We start from the raw sequence: 22,529 nt of genomic DNA, 5'->3' as shown, positions 1-22,529 counted from the left end.
TGTGTACACTTTTTGATTTGCTGCAGGCTTATCCCGCACTTTTATAATTATATTCTAGCTGAAAAATTTGAAAAGAATAGGAATGTTTATGCATAAATCCTTAAAAACCGCCCTTTGGGCTTTGCCTGTGGCTGCATTGGTGGGCTGCGCTGGCAGCGAAAATGCTAGTCCTTCCGTGATTTCTACTGCAGGTGGTCCTGCCAGCATGGCTGCCACTTCTGCGAATGCAGATGTTCCTCCTCCCACGGGCTGCAATCCCGAAGAATTCGAGGAGATTCCTGTATCCAACAAGATGACCAACGGCGACATGGAATATGGCGATGGCGGCTGGTATTTGTGGATCAAGGAAGATGGTCGCAAGACTGCCAAGGTGGAAAGCCAGATTGGCGTTCAGGGTCTTGGCGTGAACTGCACCAACGGCGCCCAGGTGATCGTGAAGGAACTGCCGGATCCTTGGTGGGGCCTGCAGCTTCAGCCGCCTAAATTCCTGGCGGACTCTACTTATTACACTCTTTCCTTCGTTGCTAGAGGGAACATGGCTATGAACGCCGTGGTCCAGGGTGGTCCCGATACGGAATACAAGCAGAAGGAAAGCGCTTCCTATGCCCTGACTCCGGAATGGCAGACTTATTCCATGACCTTCCTTGCTGACCAGAAGGGTTACGGCCTGAATAATGTCACCTTCCAGGTGGGTATCCAGAAGGGTTGGATGCAGATCGACAATGTGGCTATTTCCATGCAGGGTGATCTGGACACTACCTGGTATGCTGAAGCGGATACCCGTATCGATGAAATCCGCAAGGCTGATTTTGAAGTGAAGGCTAATCCGGGTGAAGAAGTTTCCGTGAAGCTTCTGCAGCATGATTTCCCCTTCGGTACCGCTCTTGCATTCTATGGTCCGGACAAGGACAGCACGGAACAGTGGTATAAAGCTGCCGCCAAGAAGTACTTCTGGCATGCAGTTACCGAAAACCAGTTCAAGTGGCCTGAATACGAACGCAAGGAAGGTAAGCCCCTCCGCGAAGAAATGGATCGCTACGTGAAGTTTACCCAGGAAAATGGCTGGACTCTCCGCGGTCACGCTCTGTACTGGGCTCACCAGGGCTATGGCTTCGATAAGCACTTCTCCAATCCTAATAAGGCTAGCCAGTGCGAAGATTTCGGCAAGAAGCTGAAGGCTCGTATCGACCGCGACCTGAAGGAATATAAGGGCAAGATTGTGGAATACGACGTGTGGAACGAACCCATCCACGAAATGTACACCACCAACCTTTGCGGCATCAACTATTTGGATAGCGCCTTCATCTGGGCTCACCAGGCTGATCCCGAAGCAATCCTCTACATCAACGAATACCAGGTGGTTGCTGCTGGTGAAACCGATCGATACATTAGCTTGATTAAGGGCTTGATTGATCGTAAGGTTCCCATTAGCGGTATTGGTGTCCAGTGCCACTTCGGTACTCGCCCCGTGGTTCCGGCCCTCATCAAGGAACGTCTGGATAAGCTTGCAGCTCTGGGCCTGCCCATCAAGGTGACCGAACTTGACTTTGGTGCCTGGGACAAGGGTCTTACCATCTCTGAAGAAGAACAGGCTAGCGAATACGAAAAGGTTATCCGTACCTTGTTCAGCCATCCTGCTGTAAACGGCATCGTGATGTGGGGCTTCTGGGATAACCGTCACTGGGTCCAGAACGGTGGTATCATCCGTGCCGATGGTTCCGAAAAGCCTGCCGCAACAAAGATTTACGACTTGTGGCACAAGGTTTGGACCACTGAAGCGACTGTGACTGCCGATGAAAACGGTGTGGCAAAGTTCCGTGGCTTCAAGGGTAAGTATCAGGTTACTGTCGATGGTGCCGTTCAGAATGAAGGCCTAATCGTGAAGTAATCAAAGGTTTGATCGAGCGATCAGAAGATCCTCCTAACCCCCAAAAAGGCTGCTCCGGTTTATGCCGGGGCAGTCTTTTTTCTTTGATGTGAACTCAATCAACAGGACTTTCGGTTAACTGCTTTTTTCTTGACTGGGTGGAGGGAATAACCTATATTGGCCAGCGGATTTGAAAAATTCCTTTTTTTGGAGAAGGATGTTTGTGATGAACAAAGTGTTTGGTTGGCTTAATCGCAATAATTGTATCGCGTGCGGAGTCTTTTTGATGGGAATGGGTTCGTTTTTAACTTCCTGTTCCGAAGAATCTGATAAACCTTCTGCTCCGTCGACTCCTCCTTCTACGGAAGAGGAAGCCCAGCAGAATGCTGATGCCGCCAAGGATGAAATCCTGGTGACGGATTGGGAAGCTGAAGGTGCCAAGGAAAATGGTCTAACTAAGAAGACTGCGCCTAAATTGGGTTTGCCAGAAGCCGGTTTTTATGACGAGGCCCTTACCGTTGATATTCCTGCACCTCAATATGGCGGAGAAGTTCGCTGTACTTTTGATGGAAATGAACCTACGCTGGAAACCGCCGCAGTGGAAGGTCCCGTGACTATCGATACCTCCAAGGTCGCCCGTTGTACGGAGTTCATTGGTGATTCCGTTGCGGCAAAGTCTGTGGAAACCTACTTCATTGGTGAAACTGTTTCTATGCCGGTGGTTGCTGTGACGGTACCTCCTTGGTATTACAAGCAAATCCTCAAGGCGGAGCCCTGTAAACCGGATCCTTGTTCTGATGCAGATTTCTGGCTTGATACGGCTGTGGTTGCCCATGTGGAATATTTCCCCAATGGTAGCAAGTCTGATGTCAAGGCTTTTGAAGTGGACATGGAAGCGTCCATTATGGGTGGCTATAGCCGTAACCAGAAAAAGAAGTCCCTGTCCCTGAACATGAAGAAGAAATTACAGAAGGGACACTTCAGATATCCGCTGTTTGATACCCGTCCCAATCAGAAAAAGTTTAAAGGCTTTATCCTGCGTAATAACGGCAACCGCTTTGTCAGTGACTATCTGGAAGATGCCATGGCAACAAGCCTTCTGGAAGGAACCCAGGTAGATTACCAGCGCTCCCGCCAGGTGGTGGTGTTCTATAATGGTATCTACTACGGTATCCACGATATGCGCGAAAAGCTAAATGAACATTTTGTGGAAACCAACTACGGTATCGATGCGGAAGCTGTTGATTTTATCAAGCATGCAGGTCGCTCTGTAGAAGCCAGCGGTGGTACTACGGATGATTACGTGGATCTGCTGAATTTCATTTCTGCAAGTGACCTGACAGGTGAAAACAATAAGGCCTATGCCGCCGTTAAGGCACGCATGAATGTGCAGAGCTATATGGAATATATGGCTGCAGAAATCTATTACCACAATGGAGACTGGCCCAATAACAATTTGCGTGTATGGCGTTCCGGAACCCAGAAGTGGAAGTTTGTTGCCTATGATCTTGACCATGGTTTTGACTGGGAATGGGGCGTAAGCGGTTTTTCCCAGAGCACGAATATGTTCAAGTGGATTAAGCAGGGTGGAAACGGACATTGCAGCGTTAAGTCTGGCGACGGATCCAATCCGCTATGCTTCCATAACGTATTTGTGAAGCTGAATACAAATCCTGAATTTGTACGTAGCTTCATTAATCGTGCTGCTGTAATCTATTCCTCCTATGTGAATGCCGGCAGGGTTGCTGAAGCAACCAATCGCATGGCTGCAACTATTCCTGACGCGGAATCCTCCCGAGATATGAAGAAGTTTGATCGCGAAAAACTTTATTACAAGAATTCCTGCGGAAAGGGTTTCTCGGTATCCGGTAGTTGCATTAAGGAATGGGCTGAAGAACGTGATGCTGCAAATCGCAACGAATGGCGTGCCGAATATGGCCTGGGCGCAGACGTGAATGTTGAGTTCGCTGTTGCGGGTAACGGGGAAATCCTTCTGGATGGCATGTCCTTACCCAGCCGCAATTATGCGGGCAAGTTCTTTGCTGGAAATCCCATGGTGCTTACTGCGAAGGGAGAAGGCTTTGTGGGATGGGAAGATGGTTCTACCGATAATCCCCGCGTAGTCGTTCCTACGGAAGCGACTGCTTTTGGGGCGACATTTCAGTAAATAGACCGCCTTTCTAGAACAGTATTACTGATAAAATTGCTATTTTGCGTTGCCGGAGAAAATATGCGGTGACGCAATGTTCAATAGTGCTGTAGAGGAACAACAGATTGAAAAATCCTTAGGGAAGCGAAAATTTCGCAAAAATGGGGATATCAAGGATGTGCTGGTCGTTGCGCTTCCTATGCTTCTCTCCATGTCCTTTGACACCCTGATGACTTTTGTGGATCGTCTGTTCCTCAGTAAGTTGGGGCCTGCGGAAATGAATGCCAGTTTAGGTGCTGGCGGAATGAATCTGGTCCTGACTACTTTCTTTACGGGAATGATCAGCTATACAACCGCCATGGTAGCTCAGCGTATGGGGGCCGGACGAAAGGGCGAATGTGCCAGTGTCTTTATGCAGGCGGTGTATTTATCCCTCCTTTGCGTGCCCTTTCTTTATTTGACCATTCCCTTGGGCCATGCCATTTTTGGAATTCAGGGGGTAGCGGCTGACCAGCTGGTCCACCAGAAAACTTATTTCAATATCCTCATGTTCGGTGGGGTGGTGAGTCTTGTTCGTAATGCAGCGCCTTGCTTCTTTAGTGGCATTGGCGAAACCAAGGTGATCATGAAGGCCGCCTTTGTGGGCATGCTGGTAAATATCGCCTGCAACTATCTTTTGATTTATGGTTGCGGTCCTGTTCCTGCCCTCGGTGTGGCGGGTGCCGCTTATGGTACGGTCATAGGAAACATTGTATCCACGGTCATGCTGTTTGTGGTTTATTTCGGTAAGAAGAATGATCGACGTTTCGAAACCCGCCACCATCTAAGGATGAATTTCGATCAGATGAAGGAGCTTCTAAAACGAGGCTTGCCTTCTGGTGTGGAAATGTTTTTGAATATGGCCGCTTTCCAGTTGATGATCCTGCTGTTCCATGGGTTAGGGCCTGTGGAAGCGACTGCGGCTTCGGTGATGTTTAATTGGGATATGGTGGCGTACGTTCCTTTGATGGGTTTGGAAGTGGCTTCCACAAGTTTGGTGGGACGATACGTGGGGGCAAAGCAGGCTGCCGCGGCTACCCGTTCAACTTACTCAGGCTTGAAGGTGGGCTGGGCCTATTCCTTGATTATAGGCGTACTTCTCATATTCCTGCCTGGCGTCCTTGCGGATATTTTTAGACCGGATGCCGCTGCTTCTGCGGAGGCGCTTGCAATTTTTGAAACAGCTCGACCGATCAGCATTTTCATGCTTCGATTTGCGACACTCTACATTTTTGTGGAAGTGCTCCTGGTTATTTACTGCGGAGCCCTTCGTGGAGCCGGAGATACAGTTTGGGTCATGATTGCCTGTGGCCTGATGAACTGGTTTAATACGATCGCCTTGTATATTGCGGCATATGTTTTCAAGATGCCTGCCCATTATGCATGGATTATCGTGGTTTGCGTGTATGGAACAGCGCCCGTATTGTTCCTTCTTCGCTGGCGAGGGGGCAAATGGCGTAGGCATGTGCTGGATAAGATGTAAGCGACTGCCTGAATTGCATGTTTGAGGATGTTAATGATTGAAAAACTGAAAAACTATTTGCTTTATGCCAATCTTAAAGAGACGGATTGGCATCTGGTGTGGCCTGAGATCCAAAAGGAGAATCGCTCCATCCTGATGATGGTTTCGGCATCCATGTGCTTGCTCATGTCCGTTTTGGCCTTTTATACCCAGTTCTTTGACGAAATGTACCATAAAAATGCATTCTCGTACGCATGCATTGCGGCTGTGGAGCTGGTCATTTTCTCGCTTGCTAAATTCGTTAGGAATCAGGCTCCCAAATACGTTGTGATTCTTACTTTTGTTTTTAATGTGACCTTGTTTGCCCTGGGCATTGTGATCGGTACGATACTGGATCCTGGTTCCTATGCACTGGCTTTTGTGGTGATGATTATTGTGCTGCCTATGTTGTTCTGCCTAAAACCGATTAACGGAGTGTTCCTGGTGTTGATGGCGGATCTGGCGTTTCTTTTGGTTGCACATCATTTTAAGCCTTCCGAAATTTTTCATTCCGATGTGATGAATGTGATTGTGTGGTCTATTGTTGGTTTTTTTGTCGCGGGAATCACGAATTCCGCCCGTGCGAACAACAGACTCGAAGTTAAACGAAATAAGGATAACCGACGTCGTATTCAGGACTCCTATGACAAACTGGAATCCCAGATGGATATGTTCCGTTCATTAGGGAATATCTATACCACACTTTATTATATTGACCTGAAGGCGGATTCCTATATTGAACTGGTTTCCTTGCCGGAAGCACACGCCCTGTTTGGCGACAAAGGTGGGCATGCCTCTCGTAGGATGAAAGTTTTCTGCGAAAATTTTGTTGCGGATAATTTCCGTGAGGCGATGTACAAATTCACGGATTTGCAGACTATCGGAAAGAGACTTGCCAACCGAAATATGCTTTCCATGCAGTTTCTCTCTACGGCTGTAGATGACAAGACGAATAGTGCGGAATGGACTGAAATCAGCATGATTTCCGTGAAGCGAGAGGAGAATGAAACCGCTTCTGGCGTAATGCTTGCCACTCGTAAAGTCCATAAGGAAAAAATGAAGGAGATTGAACAAATGAATCGACTTCAGGAGGCTTTGGTTGCGGCGGAATCTGCTAACAAATCCAAGACTGTATTCCTGAATAATATGAGCCATGATATCCGCACCCCCATGAATGCTATTACCGGTTTTACCAAGTTGGCTCAAAAGCATGCGGATGATACTGTGCTCGTGTGTGACTATCTTGATAAAATTTCTGTGGCGAACTCGCATTTGCTGGCCTTGATCAATGATGTGCTGGATATGAGCCGTATTGAAAGCGGTCGAGTAAGCCTGTCGGAAAAAACGGAAAATGTTGCCGTCATTATTGAAGAACTGAATACAATTCTTCACGATGATGTGGCTGCTCGTCAGTTGGATTTCCTGGTGGAAATGAACATTTCAAAGGATCGTGTAGTCCTTTGTGATAAGTTGCGACTGAAGCAAATCTTGCTAAACCTGTTAAGCAACGCAGTGAAGTATACTCCGGAAGGTGGCAAGGTAAACTTTTCCATTACGGAACAGGAAAATACGGAACTGGACCGTGTGAGTTATTGTTTCGTCGTGAAGGATTCCGGTATCGGCATGTCTCAGGAATTCCTCAAGAATATTTTCGAGCCCTTTGAACGTGAAAAGACCAGCACGGTTAGTGGCATACCGGGAACCGGCTTAGGCATGTCCATTGCTAAAACTCTGGTGGATATGATGGGTGGTCGTATTTCTGTAGTTAGCGAACAGAACGTGGGTACGGAATTTACGGTGGAACTATCCTTTGTACTTTCTAAAGATAATCAGCTTGCTAGTTCCACTGGAACTCCGTCTGAAGAAATTGTAGATGTCCATGTGGAGCCGAATCAATTTGCAGGGAAGCGCATTTTGTTGGCGGAAGATAACCACATGAACCAGATGATCGCGAAGCATCTGCTGACGGAATCCGGTGTGGAATTGGTTGTGGCTGAAAATGGCCGTATTGCCTGCGAACTTCTGGAAAATAGCGAGCAGGGATATTTTAACCTGGTGTTGATGGATATCCAGATGCCTGTGATGGATGGCTATACGGCTGCCCGTAATATCCGAAATTCTGGCCGTAAGGATCTGTCCCTTATACCCATTATCGCCTTGACAGCGGACGCTTTTGAAGAAGACCGGGAAAAGGCATTGGCTGCAGGCATGAACGGTCATGTTTCGAAGCCTGTGGAATCTGACAAGCTGTTTGCAGCTTTGTTGAAATATTTTAAGTAGTTATTTTTCGGAAAAATCGTCTACCAGCTCAAAGCGGTATTTTTGCTTTACGTCCGGATATTTCTCGTGGTCCACTTCGCTAAGGAACATGTTCTTCTCGCGAATCCATAAGGAATTGTCCCCATATAGGCGACGGTACACGACGTATTCCTCGGTGCTTTCGGAATGGAGAGCCACGTCCTCCACCATATAGTAGCGGTTCTTGAAATGACGGTAAACACCGTGGATCTTTACGTCGCGTTTTTCTGACATTCCTTACCTGCGAAAGTCCTGGAGAATTAGGGCAAAGCCTTTGCAATCTTTGCTGCAAGTTCTGCGTTGTTCAGACGGAGATGCTTCTGGGCTTCAACGCTTTCCGCACCCATCTGGGCCTTGACGCTACGGAGCAGGAATGGTGTAATGTTCTTGCCCTTGATGTCATCCCAGACGGCTTCCTTCACGGCCTTGTCGATAGCGCGGTTCATTTCGCTTGCGTTCACGGCGTATTCTTCCGGAATCGGATTGGTCACTAGCAGGCCACCTTCCAGTTTCAGAGCCATCTTGACGTCAAAAGCGCGGGCGATGGTTTCCACGTCGTCGGCACGATAGTCCACGTTGAAATCGCTTTCGCGGGCCATATAGGCGGGGAGCTTGTCTGTGCCGTAACCAATAACGGGAATGCTCTTGGTTTCCAGATATTCCATGGTAAGTCCCAAATCCAGGATGGACTTGGCGCCTGAGCAGACGCAAACCACGTTGCTGACAGCCAATTCTTCCAGGTCGGCGGAAATGTCCATGGTGGTTTCTGCACCGCGATGGACGCCGCCAATGCCGCCGCCGGCAACAACCTTGATGCCCACCAGGTCTGCAATCAGCATGGTGGCCGCAATGGTCATGACAGCATCCTTCTTCTGGGCTATCAGCATGGGGATGTCACGGCGGGATGCCTTGATCAATTCGCCTTGTCTCTTGGCAAAATCTTCAATTTCTTCGTCGGAAAGCCCTACCTTGATGCGGCCGCCCTTAATAACGATGTGGGCGGGGATGGCGCCTATGTTTCGAACGTGGTTGGCTAGCGTCTGGATGGTATCCCTATTTTCGGGATAAGGGATTCCTTCAAATGCACCTGCCGATTCCAGGGCGACAATGGCGGATCCTTCTTCGAGGGCCTTACGTGCGTCCGGTTCAAAATCGATATACTTGAACATAACATTCCTCTTTAGTGGAGATAGTGGGAGTCGAACCCATGACCTACTGATTGCGAACCAGTTGCTCTACCAACTGAGCTATATCCCCATAGATTTCTAAAATATAGTAATATTGATGTATGCTCAAATGTTTACTATATTTGTGTCATGACCAAGTCCATTGAAATTCGCGACGCTCACGAGCATAACCTCCGAAATGTAAGCCTTTCCATTCCTCGCGACTCCATCGTGGTGGTCACAGGTGTGTCGGGATCGGGCAAGTCCAGTCTTGCCTTCGATACGGTCTTCCAGGAAGGTCAGCGTAGGTTCGTGGAATCCCTTTCCGCTTATGCCCGTCAATTTATCGGCCGCATGAAGCACCCGGATGTGGAAAGTGTCCGCGGAATTTCTCCCACCATTTCCATCGACCAGAAAACGGTGAACCGCAATCCCCGCAGTACGGTAGGTACCGTGGTGGAAATTCTGGATCATTACCGATTGCTGTTTGCCCGTCTGGGAATCCCTCATTGTCCCAATTGCGGTCGTGTGATTCAGGCTCAGACGGTGGATCAGATTGTAGATAATCTTTATGCCAGTGACGAAAATAAGCAAGTCACGGTGATGGCTCCCATTGTACAGGAACGCAAGGGTGAATACCGCAAGGAATTGGCGGAACTGAAGGAGAACGGTTTCGTCCGCGCCCGCGTAGACGGAGTCATCTACCGCATTGAAGATGTTCCGCCCCTTGTCCGTTATGAGAAGCATACGATCGAAGCGGTCATTGACCGTCTGACCCTCGAAAGAAAAAACATGAGCCGCCTTCGCGAAGCGTTGGAAGGAGCCTTGAAACTGACGGATGGCAAGCTGGTATCCTTCCTGTTTGGATCTGCCGCAGCTACGGGAGAAGGTCGTGAGGATTATCGCCTTCAGGGCACGCTTCTCGCTTGTCCCAAGTGCAATATTTCCATTCCCGAATTGGAACCGCGATTCTTTAGCTTTAACGATCCGAAGGGCCGTTGCCCTGTCTGTAAGGGTATGGGGGAGTCCTGCGAATTTGATTTGGACTTGATCGTTCCCGACAAGACGTTGTCCTTGAAGCAGGGCGCTCTTGCCGTCCAGAAAAAGGATACGGGAACGATTATCTTTAGCGATTATGGTTGGCGCAATCTGCGTACCATCGCTAGCGAAATGAAGTTCACTTTAGATACTCCCTGGAATAAGCTTAAACCTGCTCAGCAGCACGCAATCCTTTACGGCACTCCCAGCGGAAGCGAACGTGGCGTCATCGATATTATCCAGGAACTTTGGGACATGTGGCATATTTTCCACTTCCGAAAGTACATGAATATTGGCGTCTGTCCCGAATGTAAGGGAACCCGAATCAATCGCTCTGCTAATGCGGTTCAGTTCCATGGAGTAAACTTGACGGAAATGACGGAATGGTCCGTAGAAAAATCCGTGGAGTTCTTTAATAAACTGGATTTAAGCGATCGTGAAATGCATATTGGTCGTGAAATCCTGAAGGAAATTCGCGGACGCCTGAGCTTCCTGAATGCAGTGGGCCTTGGCTACCTGAACATTTCCCGAAAGGCGTCCACCCTCAGTGGCGGGGAAGCTCAACGTATTCGCTTGGCAAGTGCGGTAGGCGCCGGCCTGCAAGGTGTGCTCTACGTGATGGATGAACCGAGTATTGGCTTGCATCCCCGCGATAACGATAAACTTCTTGAAATGCTGGAGCACTTGCGCGCCCAAGGGAACAGCCTTATCGTGGTGGAACATGACGAAGATACCATGCGTCATGCAGATTATGTGATTGATGTGGGCCCTGGCGCAGGCGTGGAAGGCGGACGCATTATTGCCGCAGGCACTGTGGACGAACTGGAAAAAAACAAGGCTTCACTGACTGGCGCATATCTTAGTGGACGTAAGGCCATTGAAATTCCAAAGGAACGTAAGAAGATTACCAGGGATACGCCTAAGCTGAAAGTCTGTGGCGCTACCGAAAACAACCTGAAGAACATCGATGTGGAAATCCCTCTGGATGGTGCTTTGACGGTGGTGACAGGTGTTTCGGGTTCCGGTAAGAGTACCTTGGTGAACCAGATTCTCCGTCGCGAACTGGCTCGTGTCTTTTTCAATTCCGAAGAACCGGTGGGAAAGTTCGACCATCTGGAAGGTCTTGAAAATATAGACAAGGTCATTGAAATTGACCAGACGCCCATTGGCCGCACCCCTCGAAGCAATCCTGCAACTTATACCAAGATTTGGGATGACATCCGTGATCTTTTTGCGGGTATGGAAGAAAGTAAGATTCGCGGTTACTCCAAGAGCCGTTTCAGCTTTAACGTGAAGGGAGGTCGTTGCGATGCCTGTGAAGGCGCCGGTGTGAAGGTGGTGGACATGCATATCCTGCCTTCTGTCCAGGTAACCTGCGAAGTGTGTAACGGCAAGCGCTTTAACGACGCCACGCGGGAAGTTTATTTCAAGGGCAAGAATGTTTCTGAAATTCTAGACATGAGCATCAGTGACGCTGCGGAATTTTTCAAGGATCAGCCCCGCATCGCCCAACCCTTGAATTTGCTTTGTGAAGTGGGTCTAGGTTACTTGACCTTGGGCCAGCCTTCCACCACATTGAGCGGTGGCGAAGCCCAGCGTATCAAGATTGCGTCGGAACTTCGTCGACCGGGGACCGGCAAGACTTTGTACTTGCTGGACGAACCGACAACGGGTCTGCATTTTGAAGATATCCGTAAATTGATGGATTGCCTCAATCGCCTCCGCAGCTTGGGCAATAGCATTGTCATCATTGAACATAACCTAGATGTGATCAAGTGTGCCGACTGGATTGTGGATCTAGGCCCTGATGCCGGTGTTCACGGCGGTAAGATTGTGGCTACTGGTACTCCGGAACAAATTGCCAAATGTAAGAAATCTGAAACCGGTAGATACCTGGCGCCTGTATTGGCAAAGAAACATGGGGAGAACAAACCCATCAGTCAGCTCATGGGACATCTTGCCGAAAATAAGGCCCGCTACAATGCGTTCGCATCGTCCATCAAGGGAACCGCTGGCGAAACGGAAGGTCCGTCCCTGGATATTGAAGTTCGTGGCGCACGTAAGCACAACCTGAAAAATATTGATGTGACAATCCCCCGCCATAAATTGACGGTGGTGACAGGTGTTTCGGGTTCCGGTAAATCCAGCCTTGCGTTCCACACCTTGTTTAGCGAAGGCCAGCGCCGTTTCGTAGAAACGTTAAGCACTTACGCCCGTCGCTTCCTGGGCCGCCCGGACCGCGGTAGCATCGATTCCATTTCCGGTCTTGCTCCGGCTATCGCCATCGATCAAAAAAGTGCAAGCAAGAGCCCTCGCAGTACGGTGGCGACCCTCACGGAAATTTACGACTACTTCCGTATTTTCTGGTCCCGAGCAGGAACTCCTCATTGCCTCCATTGCGGTAAGCCTGTAGATTCCTTTGCCGCAGGCGATTTGATGCAGTTGGCGTTCAGTCGTGACGAAGGCAAGATGGTAACAGTCCTTGCTCCTTTTGAAATTAAGGATGTCATCAAACTGTCCAAGATCCTGACGGAAAAGGGCTACCGTAAGGTTTACCTGGGGAAGGACCTGGTGGACTTGCCTCTGCCTAAGATTCCTACCCGGGAAAAGCAGCTTCTTGCAATTGTCGATCAGGTGGTGGTGAAGGAGGAAAATCGTGCCCGTCTGGTAGAAGCGTTTGAACGTGCCTATCGCGATGGCAACGGTATCCTTTATCTGGATTCCGAGGGACACGAACGTCTTTCCGCCAGCGAAAAGCCGGGCTGCGCTGAATGTGGCTGGTACATGGATAGTTCTCTCAATCCCAAGCTCTTCAGCTTTAATACGCACTGGGGCGCCTGCGAAACCTGTCTGGGCCTTGGCTACCTGAAGGATGGTAAAAAGGATTCGCCGAAGGTATGCCCCAGCTGCCATGGGGAACGTCTAAAGCCGGAATATCTCGGGGTTCGCATTGCAGGCAAGAACATCATGGATGTTCATCACATGAGTATCGCCGATGCCCGGGATTGGTTCGCCGGGGTGGACTTTGCTGGCGAGAAAAATGCAGAGGGCAAGCGTTCCATTGCAGAACCGCTCCTGCGTGAAATTATCGGACGACTGGACTTCCTGAAGTCTGTGGGTCTCGGGTATATTGGCCTTGACCGTGCGGGAGACACTTTGAGTGGGGGCGAATCCCAGCGAATCCGTCTTGCCTCACAGATTGGTAGCGGCCTGGAAGGGGTGCTCTACGTTCTGGACGAACCCACAGTTGGCCTTCATGAAAGTGATACTGCCAAATTGCTGGACACCCTCTATCGTCTCCGCGACTTGGGAAATACCCTGGTGGTGGTGGAACACGATATGAAGATGATGGAAGCTGCTGACCATATTATCGATATGGGGCCTGGTGCAGGTGACTTCGGCGGTGAAGTGGTTGCGGAAGGTTCCCCCCAGTTGCTGGCAAAGCCTTATGCTCTGCAGCAGTTCCCTCGTAGCGAGACCGTGAAATTCCTGACTCGTCAGACCCCCGTGGCCAACGAGGTGACTCCCATCCGTATTACGGAATCTACGGAGTTCTACGAATTTAACGGCTTGAACCATAACAACCTGAAAAATCTGTCCGTAAAGTTCCCCAAGGGGGCGGTCAGCGTCGTTTGCGGTGTCTCCGGTTCAGGAAAGAGCTCCATGGTCATGGACGAAATTTATCCTGCCTTGAAAAAGAAGTTCCAGGCTCGGGGCAAGAAAAAGCAGAGCGGGGAAGTGCTGCTTGTGGACCAGAGCCCTATTTCTGGAACACCCCGCAGTACTCCGGCTAGCTTTACAGGGGTCTTTGATGATATCCGCAAACTGTTCAGTAAACTGGAACAATCCAAGATCAAGGGCTTTGACTATGGCCGTTTCAGCTATAACTTGGCCCGCGGGCGCTGCGAAGCTTGTGAAGGACGAGGCGTCATTTCTGTGGAAATGCACTTCCTTTCGGACGTATGGGAAACCTGCGAAGCTTGTGGCGGCAAGCGGTACAACCAGGAAACCTTGAGTGTTACCTTTAAGGGTAAAAACATTGCCGACGTATTGGACATGCGTGTGGTGGATGCCTGCGAATTTTTCAAGGATCAGCCTAAGATTTTACCCAAGCTGGAAACACTTCGAGATGTGGGTCTTCCTTATGTAAAATTGGGCCAGCCGGTCACAACCATGAGTGGCGGTGAAAACCAGCGTCTGAAACTGGCTGCGGAACTGACTCGCAAGAATGCCACCGAAACGGTCTACCTGCTGGATGAGCCTACAACCGGCCTCCACCTGAAGGATATTCAGATTTTGTGGAATTTGATGCGAAGACTGTCTGCCCGCGGGGATACGGTCATTGTTATTGAACATCATCCGGATATCATCCGTCTGGCCGACTGGAAGGTGGAATTGGGTCCTGTGGGTGGCTCCGAAGGAGGCCATTTGCTGGAAATGGGGCCTAATAATTAGTCCCTTTTTTGGCATGTTTTCGCAATTTTACATAAAAATGTTATTTTTAAGTAAGAAAATGGACACCTTTTTGGACGTGTCTAATGGTTATAAAAGGAGACTTTATGTCTTTTAAGCGTTTGTTGCCTCTCTTGCTGTTGGTTCCGGCTATTTCCTTTGCCGATAGCGATCGTAATTTCAAGATTGCTCCCAATATGTTCAAGAATGGAGTTGCCTTACAGTCCGATATGGGCTTTGCCATGGATAAGAAGGGCCTGAACCTTTCTGAAACACCTAAGGTACCTCTTCGCACCAATACTTTCTACTTCCGTAAGAAGGTTGGCCCCAAGGAATATAACTGGTATGTGGGCAGACCGGATCTGGAAGCTTATGAGCATCTTCACGCCTTTAGCCTGAAGGATAATTACCTGAAGTCTTCCGAAGTGGTGACCATGCGTTTTTATGCCTCCCAGAATAGCAAGGCATTCCTGGATGAAAATGACATTTATTTTGATAGGGAATACATTTATTCCTCCCGTGTGCCGAAGCTGTTCTTTATGAAGAATGGTAAATGGCAGCAGCTGAAGGAAACGGAGCTTCCGGGTGTTATTGCCATTGATCAGTCGATTCCTGGTTTGGAAACGGTTGCGATTACTCCCACCATCAGACAGGTGTCCTCTCTGGTTTATCCGTTGGCTCCCGGCATGTATGCCTTCTCCTTTTCCGCCCCTGGTCGTCTGCCCTTTGTTGAGGCCGTCTCACTCCAGGAAGGCCAGGTCCTGACTTTCAAGCCTGAATTGCCGATGGCAGATACCGCAGGCGCAAACATGTCTGCAAAGATTTCCATTACCAAGGAAAAAGTGGCTCAGGCTAAGACTTTGGAAGACGTGGAAGCCCTCTATGATGCTTTTGTCCGCGAACTGGAAAGCAATGTGTCCTTGGTGGATACCAATGAATTCGCAAAGATTTATCCTGCTGCCCAGAACTGCCTGAAGCTTGGCGTAGGTAAGGCTGATGACCGTTACCAGGATTACCTGAATCGCTTTGAAGTGACTCGCCGCAATGCCAAGGATCAGTGGCGCAGTGATAAGCTGGGTGGCGCTAGTGAAGTTGGCCGTGCCCTTCATGCAAAGAAGGATAGTCTGGAAGCCTTGCCGCTTCGTGGTTCCGTGGCTCCCGCTCGTGTAGAACCTGTGTATGACGAACAGGCTCAGAATCGTCCGATTGTAGCGGTTAAGATTTTCTTCGGTCAGGAAAAGGCTCGTTACGACGTGGCATGGGTCGGTACCGTGGATGGTCTTTCCGCTGCTGATTTCTATGGCTTACTTACGGATGGCGGAGATGTGAAGTTCTCCCTGACTTTGGCAAACAACAAGCCTGTCTGGATTTATAACCAGGGGGTGATGTTGGGACGTTTCCAGTATCGTTATGATCATCTGGATGTAACGATCAATGGCGCAGAAGTGGCGAACAAGGGTGAATTCGTCCTGCCCGCCCATATTCGCGATCAGGACGAAGTGAAGGCTTGGCTCAACCGTCCTAAGGAAGAAGAAAAGCAGGAAACTGTTCAACAGGTTGCGGATGCTCAGGATGCTGCCGATAGTCTGGCTATCGCACTGCAGCGTGCAAATGACATCGATGCTGAAGTCAAGATGAACGCTCCTCGAATTGTCCGTGATCGTGAACATGGCACGGTGGCTCTCCTTGATTCCGGCAAGTTCCGTTATTACGGCCGTGTAGTTACCATGTCTCCTTTCGCAATCCAGACCACCGAAGTGACTCAGCAGTTCTTCAGAGACGTGATGGATCGTGTTGAAAAGGATAAGAAGATCAAGGACAAGTCTTCCTTCCAGGATCCCAACAAGCCGGTTCACAACATTAACTGGGATGATGCCCGCGCATTCTGCCAGCTGATTGGCGGCGACCTTCCTACAGAAGCTCAGTGGGAATTTGCTGGCCGTGCCGACAATAACGAAGGCTCTCTCTGGAATCTGGATGAAGAACCTGACCCGACGAAGTATGCCGTCTTCCGTGATAATTCCTATAAGCTGGGCAAGAAGAATCCTGGCTATGGTCCTCAGCAGGTGGCACTCCGTAAGCCCAACGAATGGAGCATTTACGATATGTCCGGTAACGTAGCCGAATGGACCCGTGACAGCTACTTCATGTTCTCTTTCTGGGTGGAATCCTCCAATCCTACTGGTGCCATGATGGGCTCCCATAAGGTATATAAGGGTGGTTCCTGGAAGGATCGCGAATCTCGTCTGAATCTGACTGAAAGCGATGATGAAGATCCGCGTTACTGGTCCGACGCAATCGGTTTCCGTTGCGCATTCCCCATATCTGTTTTTGATGGCGACGCCGTCAAGAAGGAAGCAAATGTCCAAAAGTAATGAGGTTCGAGAGAACGAAAAGAAATCAAAGGAAATGCGACTCTTCAAGAAGTTGACCGCAGTTCCTTACCTTTTGATTTTCTTCGCTCTTTTATTGCCTTTTGCCACAGTTTCCTGTACAGGGGCGAATTTCACACCGAAAAAGGTCGACACCCAGGATGGCAAAGTCCAGGAAATTCCTCAAGTGGAAAAAATGGAAACGGTCCTGATGGAACCGACACTTTACAAACTCATGACCGGCGTTAATCTAGAAGAGGATATGAGCGAAGTGGGTGCTACGGAACTGAAACGTTTTGAAAAAAGCGGTTTCCTGTCTGCATTGAAGGCTCGTACCCCAGATTATCCCCAGCTTCCTCCCATGAGCTTTTTATGGGTGATTCTCATTGGCATTATCCTGTCCGCCGCCTTTGCTTTGTTTACTCCCCTAGGATCCATCACACTGGGCATGTTGACCTGGGTAGCCATGTGGGGCGCGTTAGCTAAGTTTGGCGAAGTAAGCGGCGCAATTGGCGTGCCAATCTTGAAGGTGGAACCTGGCATCGGGCTTTATGCTGCGACCTTTATGATCTTCTTTGGTACGGCAATGAACCTGGCTTCCATCATACGACCCATCGTTGTGGAGCTGAAGGCCCGTAAGGCAGCAAAGAAAGCTTAGATGATGTAGGGAATATCCCTCTTCACGAAAAAATAATGACCCGCGGATCGTTTTAAGTCCGCGGGTCTTTGTTTTGAAACTTATGTCGTTCTATTACACGTTGAAGCGGAACAGCATGATGTCGCCGTCCTGCACCACGTATTCCTTACCTTCGGTGCGGAGAACGCCTGCTTCCTTGGCGGCGTTCCAGCTGCCGTATTTTTCGAAGTCGGCGTAGCTCAAGGTTTCTGCACGGATGAAGCCGCGTTCGAAGTCGGAGTGGATGACGCCTGCGCACTGGGGGGCCTTGAAGCCTGCTTCGAAGGTCCATGCACGGCATTCTTTTTCGCCTGCGGTGAGGAAGGTGCGGAGACCGAGAATTTCGTAGCCCTTGCGGACCACTGCGTCGAGACCAGATTCCTGGAGACCCAGGTCCTTCAGGAATTCAACCTTGTCGGCCGGTTCCATCTGGGAAAGTTCTTCTTCAATCTTGCCGCTGATCATGATCACTTCGTGACCGTTCTTTGCTGCGTATTCCTTCAGCTGGTCTACGTAGGCGTTACCGGTGAGAATGTCGTCTTCCTTCACGTTGGCGCAGTAGAACAGGGGCTTTGCGGTAAGGAGGGCCAGGTCCTTGATGATCTGGTCCATTTCCTCACTTTCACCTGCGAGAGTGCGGGCAGCCTTGCCCTCCTGGAAGGCGTCACGGAGCTTTTCGCAGGCGGCGAGACGGGCCTTGGCTTCGGCACCACCCATACGGGCGTTCTTGGCTTCGGTAGCCAGGCGCTTTTCCACAGATTCCAAGTCCTTCAGGATCAGTTCGGTTTCAATGATTTCAACATCGCGGACCGGATCAACGGAACCGTGGACGTGAACGATGTCGCCATCGTCGAAGCAGCGGACCACTTCCATGATAGCCTGGCATTCACGGATGTGGGTGAGGAACTGGTTGCCCAGACCTTCGCCGTTTGCAGCACCCTTCACAAGACCTGCGATGTCCACGAATTCAGTGACGGCGGGAACGATGGACTTGGGGTTGTAAACCTTAACAAGAGCGTCAAGACGTGCGTCCGGGACGTTCACCATACCCACATTGGGGTCGATGGTGCAGAACGGATAGTTTGCTGCTTCTGCACCTGCGTTAGTGATTGCGTTAAAGATGGTGCTCTTGCCGACGTTCGGCAGGCCAACGATACCACATTTAAAACCCATGATAATCTCCGTTTAATTTTTTACGCCACAAAGTTAGTAATTACCCTTTGGGCAGGGGTGCCAAGAAACTAAATTTGGGTGCGATTATGGCTACTGTGAAAAACATGGATTTGCTGACCGGCTCAATTTGGGATAAGATCCTAAAGTTTGCAATCCCTCTGGCGGCAAGTTCCATTTTCCAGCAGTTGTTTAATTCCGCCGACGTGGCCGTGGTTGGAAAGTTTGCGGGAGACAAGGCCCTGGCTGCCGTAGGAGCCAATACTTTCGTCATTAACCTGATGGTAAACCTTTTCGTTGGACTTTCTATAGGTGCCAATGTGGTGGTTGCAAATGCCCTAGGGGAGAATCGTCCCCGTTCGGTATCCCGCGGAGTACATACGGCTGTGGCTATTTCTTTAGTGTGCGGTCTGGTGCTCGCCTTAATCGGTATCGCATTCGCCCATCCAATTCTTGGCGCCATTTCCACACCTGCGGATATTATGGAGCAGGCGGACCTTTATTTTCGGATATACTTTGTGGGAATCCCCTTTATCCTGCTGTATAATTTCTGTGCAGCGCTGCTCCGGAGTAAGGGAGATACCAAGCGCCCGTTCTATGTCTTGCTGGTGGCGGGAGCCATCAATCTTGTCCTGAACGTAATCTTTGTTGTGGGCTTCCGCATGGATGTGGACGGCGTTGCCATTGCGACGGTCATTGCCAATGTCATAAGTTCCTTGACTTTGCTCTTCTTCCTAAAACGGGAAGCGGGTCCCTTCAAGTTTGATTTCTGGAAGTTGCGCTTTACGCCATGGATCCTAGGACGCATGATTAAGATTGGCCTGCCTGCGGGAGTTCAGGGTGCGCTCTTTTCCTTCAGTAACGTTTGTATTCAATCGGCTATAAACAGCCTTGGTTCTACGGCGGTTGCCGCTTCCGCTGTTGCCATGAATCCGGAATTGATCGTTTACTTCTGGCTAGCATCCTTTGGCCACGCCTGCGTTACCTTTGTGGGGCAAAATTATGGAGCCCGCAATCTTGAACGCTGCAAGAAGGTGGTCCGCTGGACTCTGTTGCTGTCTGGCCTATCCACTTTTACGCTAGGTGCCTTGACTTGCATTTTCTATCATCCCATTCTATCCATCTTTACCAACGACGAGGCCACCATTGAAACAGGTATGTACCGAGTCTACATTGTAATAGGCTTGGAATTTATCAACGTGCTTATAGATGTGACTTCCGGCGCCCTTCGCGGCATGGGGAAATCCATGTTGCCGACGTTAATTTGTGTGTTTGGCATTTGTGGAATCCGAATTTCCTGGGTGTTTGTCATGTTCCCCAAATTTGGAACATTCAAGGCCTTGATGTTCTGTTATCCCCTAAGCTGGATAACGACAGGTGTGATTTTGGTCTGTATTTATGGCCGTTTTGTTCGCAAAAAGAAAATAGAGTGGGCTTCCGAAAAATAGGGTTTTTATATATTTCGTTTTGATGAAGTATTTAATTACGTCCACATTATTACTTGCACTTGGTCTTTCCGCTTGTGTATATGAGCCGGAACAGTTCGAGGAAAAGTCTGCCGAAAGTTCCAATTCGGGGGCCAGTTCCGATATTGGTACGGTTTATTCCATTAACAGTGGAAAGCAGATTTGCAACCCGTCTATCACCCAGGATACGGTAAATTACCCTGGTGCAATGCTTTGGCTGAACTTTGGCGGTAAGCTGAACGTGTCTCCCAAGGATTCCGGTTATACCATTTCCGGGGTATACCAGCACGACCGTATCACTGTAACGAATCAGGATAACGAGGTCCAGTGGTATTTGATGACGGATTCCTCGGAATGTCAGTTCCAGGATCCGGAATGGACCACTCATCCCAATTTCGTCGTGGCGACTAGTGCGGATACTACGGGATCCAAGGGATGTACTGATCTGGATTATGGCATTTTTACTGCCCGCATGAGTGACCATAAGCGTTTTTGGCTGGTGGAAAAGGGCATGGGCGAATTCACTTGTCCCCACGTCTGGGTTGATCCTTCTGTGACGGAACCTGATACTTCCGCATCCGATACTACCATTCAGGGATTTTTCGGTACGGAAAATGTTCGCCTGGTGTTTGTGGACAAGTCCAGTGTCATTAACTTTGTGGATTACGCCAATGGTGGCATGAAGAAAGCCATTAAGTTGAAAAAGTCCCCTGAAATGGAAAAGGAAAATTGGACTCCGGATAGTCCCTTGATTTCCCCGGATGGCAAATTCATCGTGTTCAACGTGGTGAAGGGTCCGGGCAACAATACGGTCATGAAGTCCTACATCCAGAAACTTTCAGAGACATCCGCTCCCGTAGAAATCGAGCGTACTGCGGACATGATGGGCGAGCCTATGCAGCCCCACTGGTTCAAGTATGGCGAAAGACTTTTCGTCACCTGGGCCGAAGTGCCGGATGATGTTTTCTTCATCAAGAGTGATTTTTCCCTGGCCGTGACTCAGGATGGTAGCGTAGGCCGTACGGCAATGCGTGAAATTTCCCTGGATGCAAATGCTCCTGCCGACTTGGCTATGCAGTGGATTGGTCCTGTAACCGAAGTGGCTCCCATTCCTACGACAGGTGGACGTTCTGCCGATGGAAAGTATCTTGCCACGGGTTATGCAAATGGCTTTATGCTGGAACTTCCGTGAGGCTCTCGATGAAATTGGATTACAGAAAGATTTGCGGAATTGCAGTGGTGGCTTTGGCTTCGGCTGGGGCTGTGTTCATGGGTTATAACGCCCCTGTGGAAGTTTCCACTCCGTGGCAGTCCATTGGTGGCTGCGGTGCTGGCGGTAGCGGTGGCGGTTCCGGTGATGGCATCAAGTGGATTGGCCAGGGCGTTTCTGGGGGATACCTGGAAGTGGAGGCTTTTACCAAGTATTCCGTTGGCCAGAATTTTTCCGGCATGACTTTTACTCCGCACTTGTCCATAAAGCCCACCTGGTCTACAAAGCTTGGTGTTAGCATTCCTTGGCTGAGTCATCAGGGAGAAGTGCAATATCGCAGCAACCAGAATCCCACGGACCGTACTACAGGCGGTCTGGGTGACGTGTCCTTTGATTTCAGCAAGACTATTGGTAGTGGCGGCGCCGCATCTCTTTCCGCTAGTCTTTCTATTCCTACGGGTCAGTACGACATTAAGCGCGGTACCGACGGTTCCCAGGAAATTCTGCCCAGCAGTTTCCAGAAAGGCTCGGGCTTGTATAGCCTTACCTTGGGTTGGGACTATAGCCGGGATACGGACAAGGGTATCTGGCTTTATGGCTTGACCTATACCCATCCTTTTGCCATGCACCTGTTCTCCGGCGAGAATGAATTCAATGATTCTTACTGGAAGGATTTGGACCATAAGGGAGACCGTTTTAAGTATCGCTTTAAGGCTTATGGCGAAAACGATCTCGGCGCCTATACGCCGCCTAGCGTGGGAGGCTCCATTGCCTATGGTTACCGTGGTCGGCCAGGAATTGTCCAGTCCTTTGGCCTGAGTTTTTCTGCTCCTCTGGGGGTTGCCTGGATTTCTTCAGAAAAAACAGGCAAGTATGACCCGCGTCCGGATCCGGATCATAAGGCTTGGTCTGCTGCCCTTGCTTATGGTATCGAGTTTTCCGATACGGATTTTCCGGTGTACTTTGCTGTAAGCCTGCCGATTCACGACAAGTCCAGTTCCAATTCCAAGGATGAATACGACGAAAGTCCCATGAAAAGGTGGGACGCCCCTGATTGGGACGATTTCGGACAGCAGTGGACGATTGCAGTGGGTGTGAAGGGATCTTTCTTCTAGCCTGGAATGA

At 49.7% G+C, this 22,529-nt stretch carries 13 protein-coding genes and 1 tRNA gene; 10 read left to right on the top strand and 4 right to left on the bottom strand.

The features are described from left to right. Positions 1-88: 88 nt before the first annotated feature. The 4 genes from BGX12_RS03210 (at position 89) to BGX12_RS03195 (ending at position 7,836) form a co-directional block, all read left to right on the top strand. On the top strand, positions 89-1,888 hold the full coding sequence (locus tag BGX12_RS03210) for an endo-1,4-beta-xylanase (RefSeq protein ID WP_158278154.1): 1,800 nt from the start codon (positions 89-91) through the stop codon (positions 1,886-1,888). A gap of 271 nt (positions 1,889-2,159) precedes the next feature. Beyond that, positions 2,160-4,034, top strand: a complete 1,875-nt coding sequence (locus BGX12_RS03205; protein WP_158278153.1) for a CotH kinase family protein — start codon at positions 2,160-2,162, stop codon at positions 4,032-4,034. Between the two features lie 76 nt (positions 4,035-4,110). Continuing rightward, entirely contained in the window at positions 4,111-5,538 is a 1,428-nt protein-coding gene (locus BGX12_RS03200; protein WP_109734644.1) for an MATE family efflux transporter, read from the top strand. A gap of 33 nt (positions 5,539-5,571) precedes the next feature. Next, a complete protein-coding gene (locus BGX12_RS03195; RefSeq protein WP_158278152.1) occupies positions 5,572-7,836 on the top strand; it encodes an ATP-binding protein in 2,265 nt (754 codons plus the stop codon). On the opposite strand, the gene BGX12_RS03190 is transcribed toward BGX12_RS03195, so the two are convergent. From BGX12_RS03190 to BGX12_RS03180, 3 genes are all read right to left on the bottom strand, one after another. Then, on the bottom strand, positions 7,837-8,088 hold the full coding sequence (locus BGX12_RS03190) for a DUF1653 domain-containing protein (protein WP_109734642.1): 252 nt from the start codon (positions 8,086-8,088) through the stop codon (positions 7,837-7,839). Between the two features lie 26 nt (positions 8,089-8,114). Then, entirely contained in the window at positions 8,115-9,023 is a 909-nt protein-coding gene (locus tag BGX12_RS03185) for a pseudouridine-5'-phosphate glycosidase (protein ID WP_109734641.1), read from the bottom strand. A gap of 15 nt (positions 9,024-9,038) precedes the next feature. Continuing rightward, positions 9,039-9,111, bottom strand: a tRNA-Ala gene (locus tag BGX12_RS03180). A gap of 59 nt (positions 9,112-9,170) precedes the next feature. Here BGX12_RS03180 and uvrA point away from each other — a divergent pair. The 3 genes from uvrA to BGX12_RS03165 all read left to right on the top strand — a co-directional run bounded on the left by uvrA (position 9,171) and on the right by BGX12_RS03165 (position 17,540). Beyond that, positions 9,171-14,513 (top strand): excinuclease ABC subunit UvrA, encoded by a 5,343-nt coding sequence (uvrA, locus tag BGX12_RS03175; protein WP_109734640.1) that lies wholly within the window; start codon positions 9,171-9,173, stop codon positions 14,511-14,513. Between the two features lie 104 nt (positions 14,514-14,617). Further along, positions 14,618-16,885, top strand: a complete 2,268-nt coding sequence (locus BGX12_RS03170; protein WP_158278151.1) for an SUMF1/EgtB/PvdO family nonheme iron enzyme — start codon at positions 14,618-14,620, stop codon at positions 16,883-16,885. Then, the gene (locus BGX12_RS03165; protein WP_109734638.1) at positions 16,872-17,540 is read left to right on the top strand and encodes a hypothetical protein; all 669 of its coding nucleotides are present in this window, start codon (positions 16,872-16,874) and stop codon (positions 17,538-17,540) included. The genes BGX12_RS03170 and BGX12_RS03165 overlap by 14 nt, the downstream gene beginning before the upstream one ends. Positions 17,541-17,633: 93 nt before the next feature. Here BGX12_RS03165 and ychF read toward each other — a convergent pair whose 3' ends face one another. Further along, positions 17,634-18,731 carry a redox-regulated ATPase YchF gene (gene ychF, locus BGX12_RS03160; protein ID WP_109734637.1) on the bottom strand — a complete coding sequence of 366 codons (1,098 nt, stop codon included), beginning with the start codon at positions 18,729-18,731 and terminating at the stop codon, positions 17,634-17,636. A gap of 86 nt (positions 18,732-18,817) precedes the next feature. Between ychF and BGX12_RS03155 the strand changes: the two genes are divergently transcribed. The 3 genes from BGX12_RS03155 to BGX12_RS03145 are packed head-to-tail and all read left to right on the top strand — an operon-like array spanning position 18,818 to position 22,519. Further along, positions 18,818-20,176 (top strand): MATE family efflux transporter, encoded by a 1,359-nt coding sequence (locus BGX12_RS03155; RefSeq protein WP_109734636.1) that lies wholly within the window; start codon positions 18,818-18,820, stop codon positions 20,174-20,176. Positions 20,177-20,198: 22 nt separating this feature from the next. Next, a complete protein-coding gene (locus tag BGX12_RS03150; RefSeq protein WP_109734635.1) occupies positions 20,199-21,386 on the top strand; it encodes a hypothetical protein in 1,188 nt (395 codons plus the stop codon). An 8-nt stretch (positions 21,387-21,394) separates the two neighbouring features. Next, a complete protein-coding gene (locus BGX12_RS03145; RefSeq protein ID WP_109734634.1) occupies positions 21,395-22,519 on the top strand; it encodes a hypothetical protein in 1,125 nt (374 codons plus the stop codon). Positions 22,520-22,529: the final 10 nt, after the last annotated feature.

The sequence above is a fragment of the Fibrobacter sp. UWR4 genome (assembly GCF_003149045.1).
Classification (GTDB): Bacteria; Fibrobacterota; Fibrobacteria; order Fibrobacterales; family Fibrobacteraceae; genus Fibrobacter.
This window is presented reverse-complemented; position numbering and strand designations above follow the sequence as displayed.

What these genes read in the sequence shown, in the direction of transcription:
- BGX12_RS03210 (WP_158278154.1), top strand. Translation starts at nt 89, where the DNA reads ATGCATAAATCCTTAAAAACCGCCCTTTGGGCTTTGCCTGTGGCTGCA.
- BGX12_RS03205 (WP_158278153.1), top strand. Translation starts at nt 2,160, where the DNA reads ATGGGTTCGTTTTTAACTTCCTGTTCCGAAGAATCTGATAAACCTTCT.
- BGX12_RS03200 (WP_109734644.1), top strand. Translation starts at nt 4,111, where the DNA reads ATGTTCAATAGTGCTGTAGAGGAACAACAGATTGAAAAATCCTTAGGG.
- BGX12_RS03195 (WP_158278152.1), top strand. Translation starts at nt 5,572, where the DNA reads ATGATTGAAAAACTGAAAAACTATTTGCTTTATGCCAATCTTAAAGAG.
- BGX12_RS03190 (WP_109734642.1), bottom strand. Translation starts at nt 8,088, where the DNA reads ATGTCAGAAAAACGCGACGTAAAGATCCACGGTGTTTACCGTCATTTC.
- BGX12_RS03185 (WP_109734641.1), bottom strand. Translation starts at nt 9,023, where the DNA reads ATGTTCAAGTATATCGATTTTGAACCGGACGCACGTAAGGCCCTCGAA.
- uvrA (WP_109734640.1), top strand. Translation starts at nt 9,171, where the DNA reads ATGACCAAGTCCATTGAAATTCGCGACGCTCACGAGCATAACCTCCGA.
- BGX12_RS03170 (WP_158278151.1), top strand. Translation starts at nt 14,618, where the DNA reads ATGTCTTTTAAGCGTTTGTTGCCTCTCTTGCTGTTGGTTCCGGCTATT.
- BGX12_RS03165 (WP_109734638.1), top strand. Translation starts at nt 16,872, where the DNA reads ATGTCCAAAAGTAATGAGGTTCGAGAGAACGAAAAGAAATCAAAGGAA.
- ychF (WP_109734637.1), bottom strand. Translation starts at nt 18,731, where the DNA reads ATGGGTTTTAAATGTGGTATCGTTGGCCTGCCGAACGTCGGCAAGAGC.
- BGX12_RS03155 (WP_109734636.1), top strand. Translation starts at nt 18,818, where the DNA reads ATGGCTACTGTGAAAAACATGGATTTGCTGACCGGCTCAATTTGGGAT.
- BGX12_RS03150 (WP_109734635.1), top strand. Translation starts at nt 20,199, where the DNA reads ATGAAGTATTTAATTACGTCCACATTATTACTTGCACTTGGTCTTTCC.
- BGX12_RS03145 (WP_109734634.1), top strand. Translation starts at nt 21,395, where the DNA reads ATGAAATTGGATTACAGAAAGATTTGCGGAATTGCAGTGGTGGCTTTG.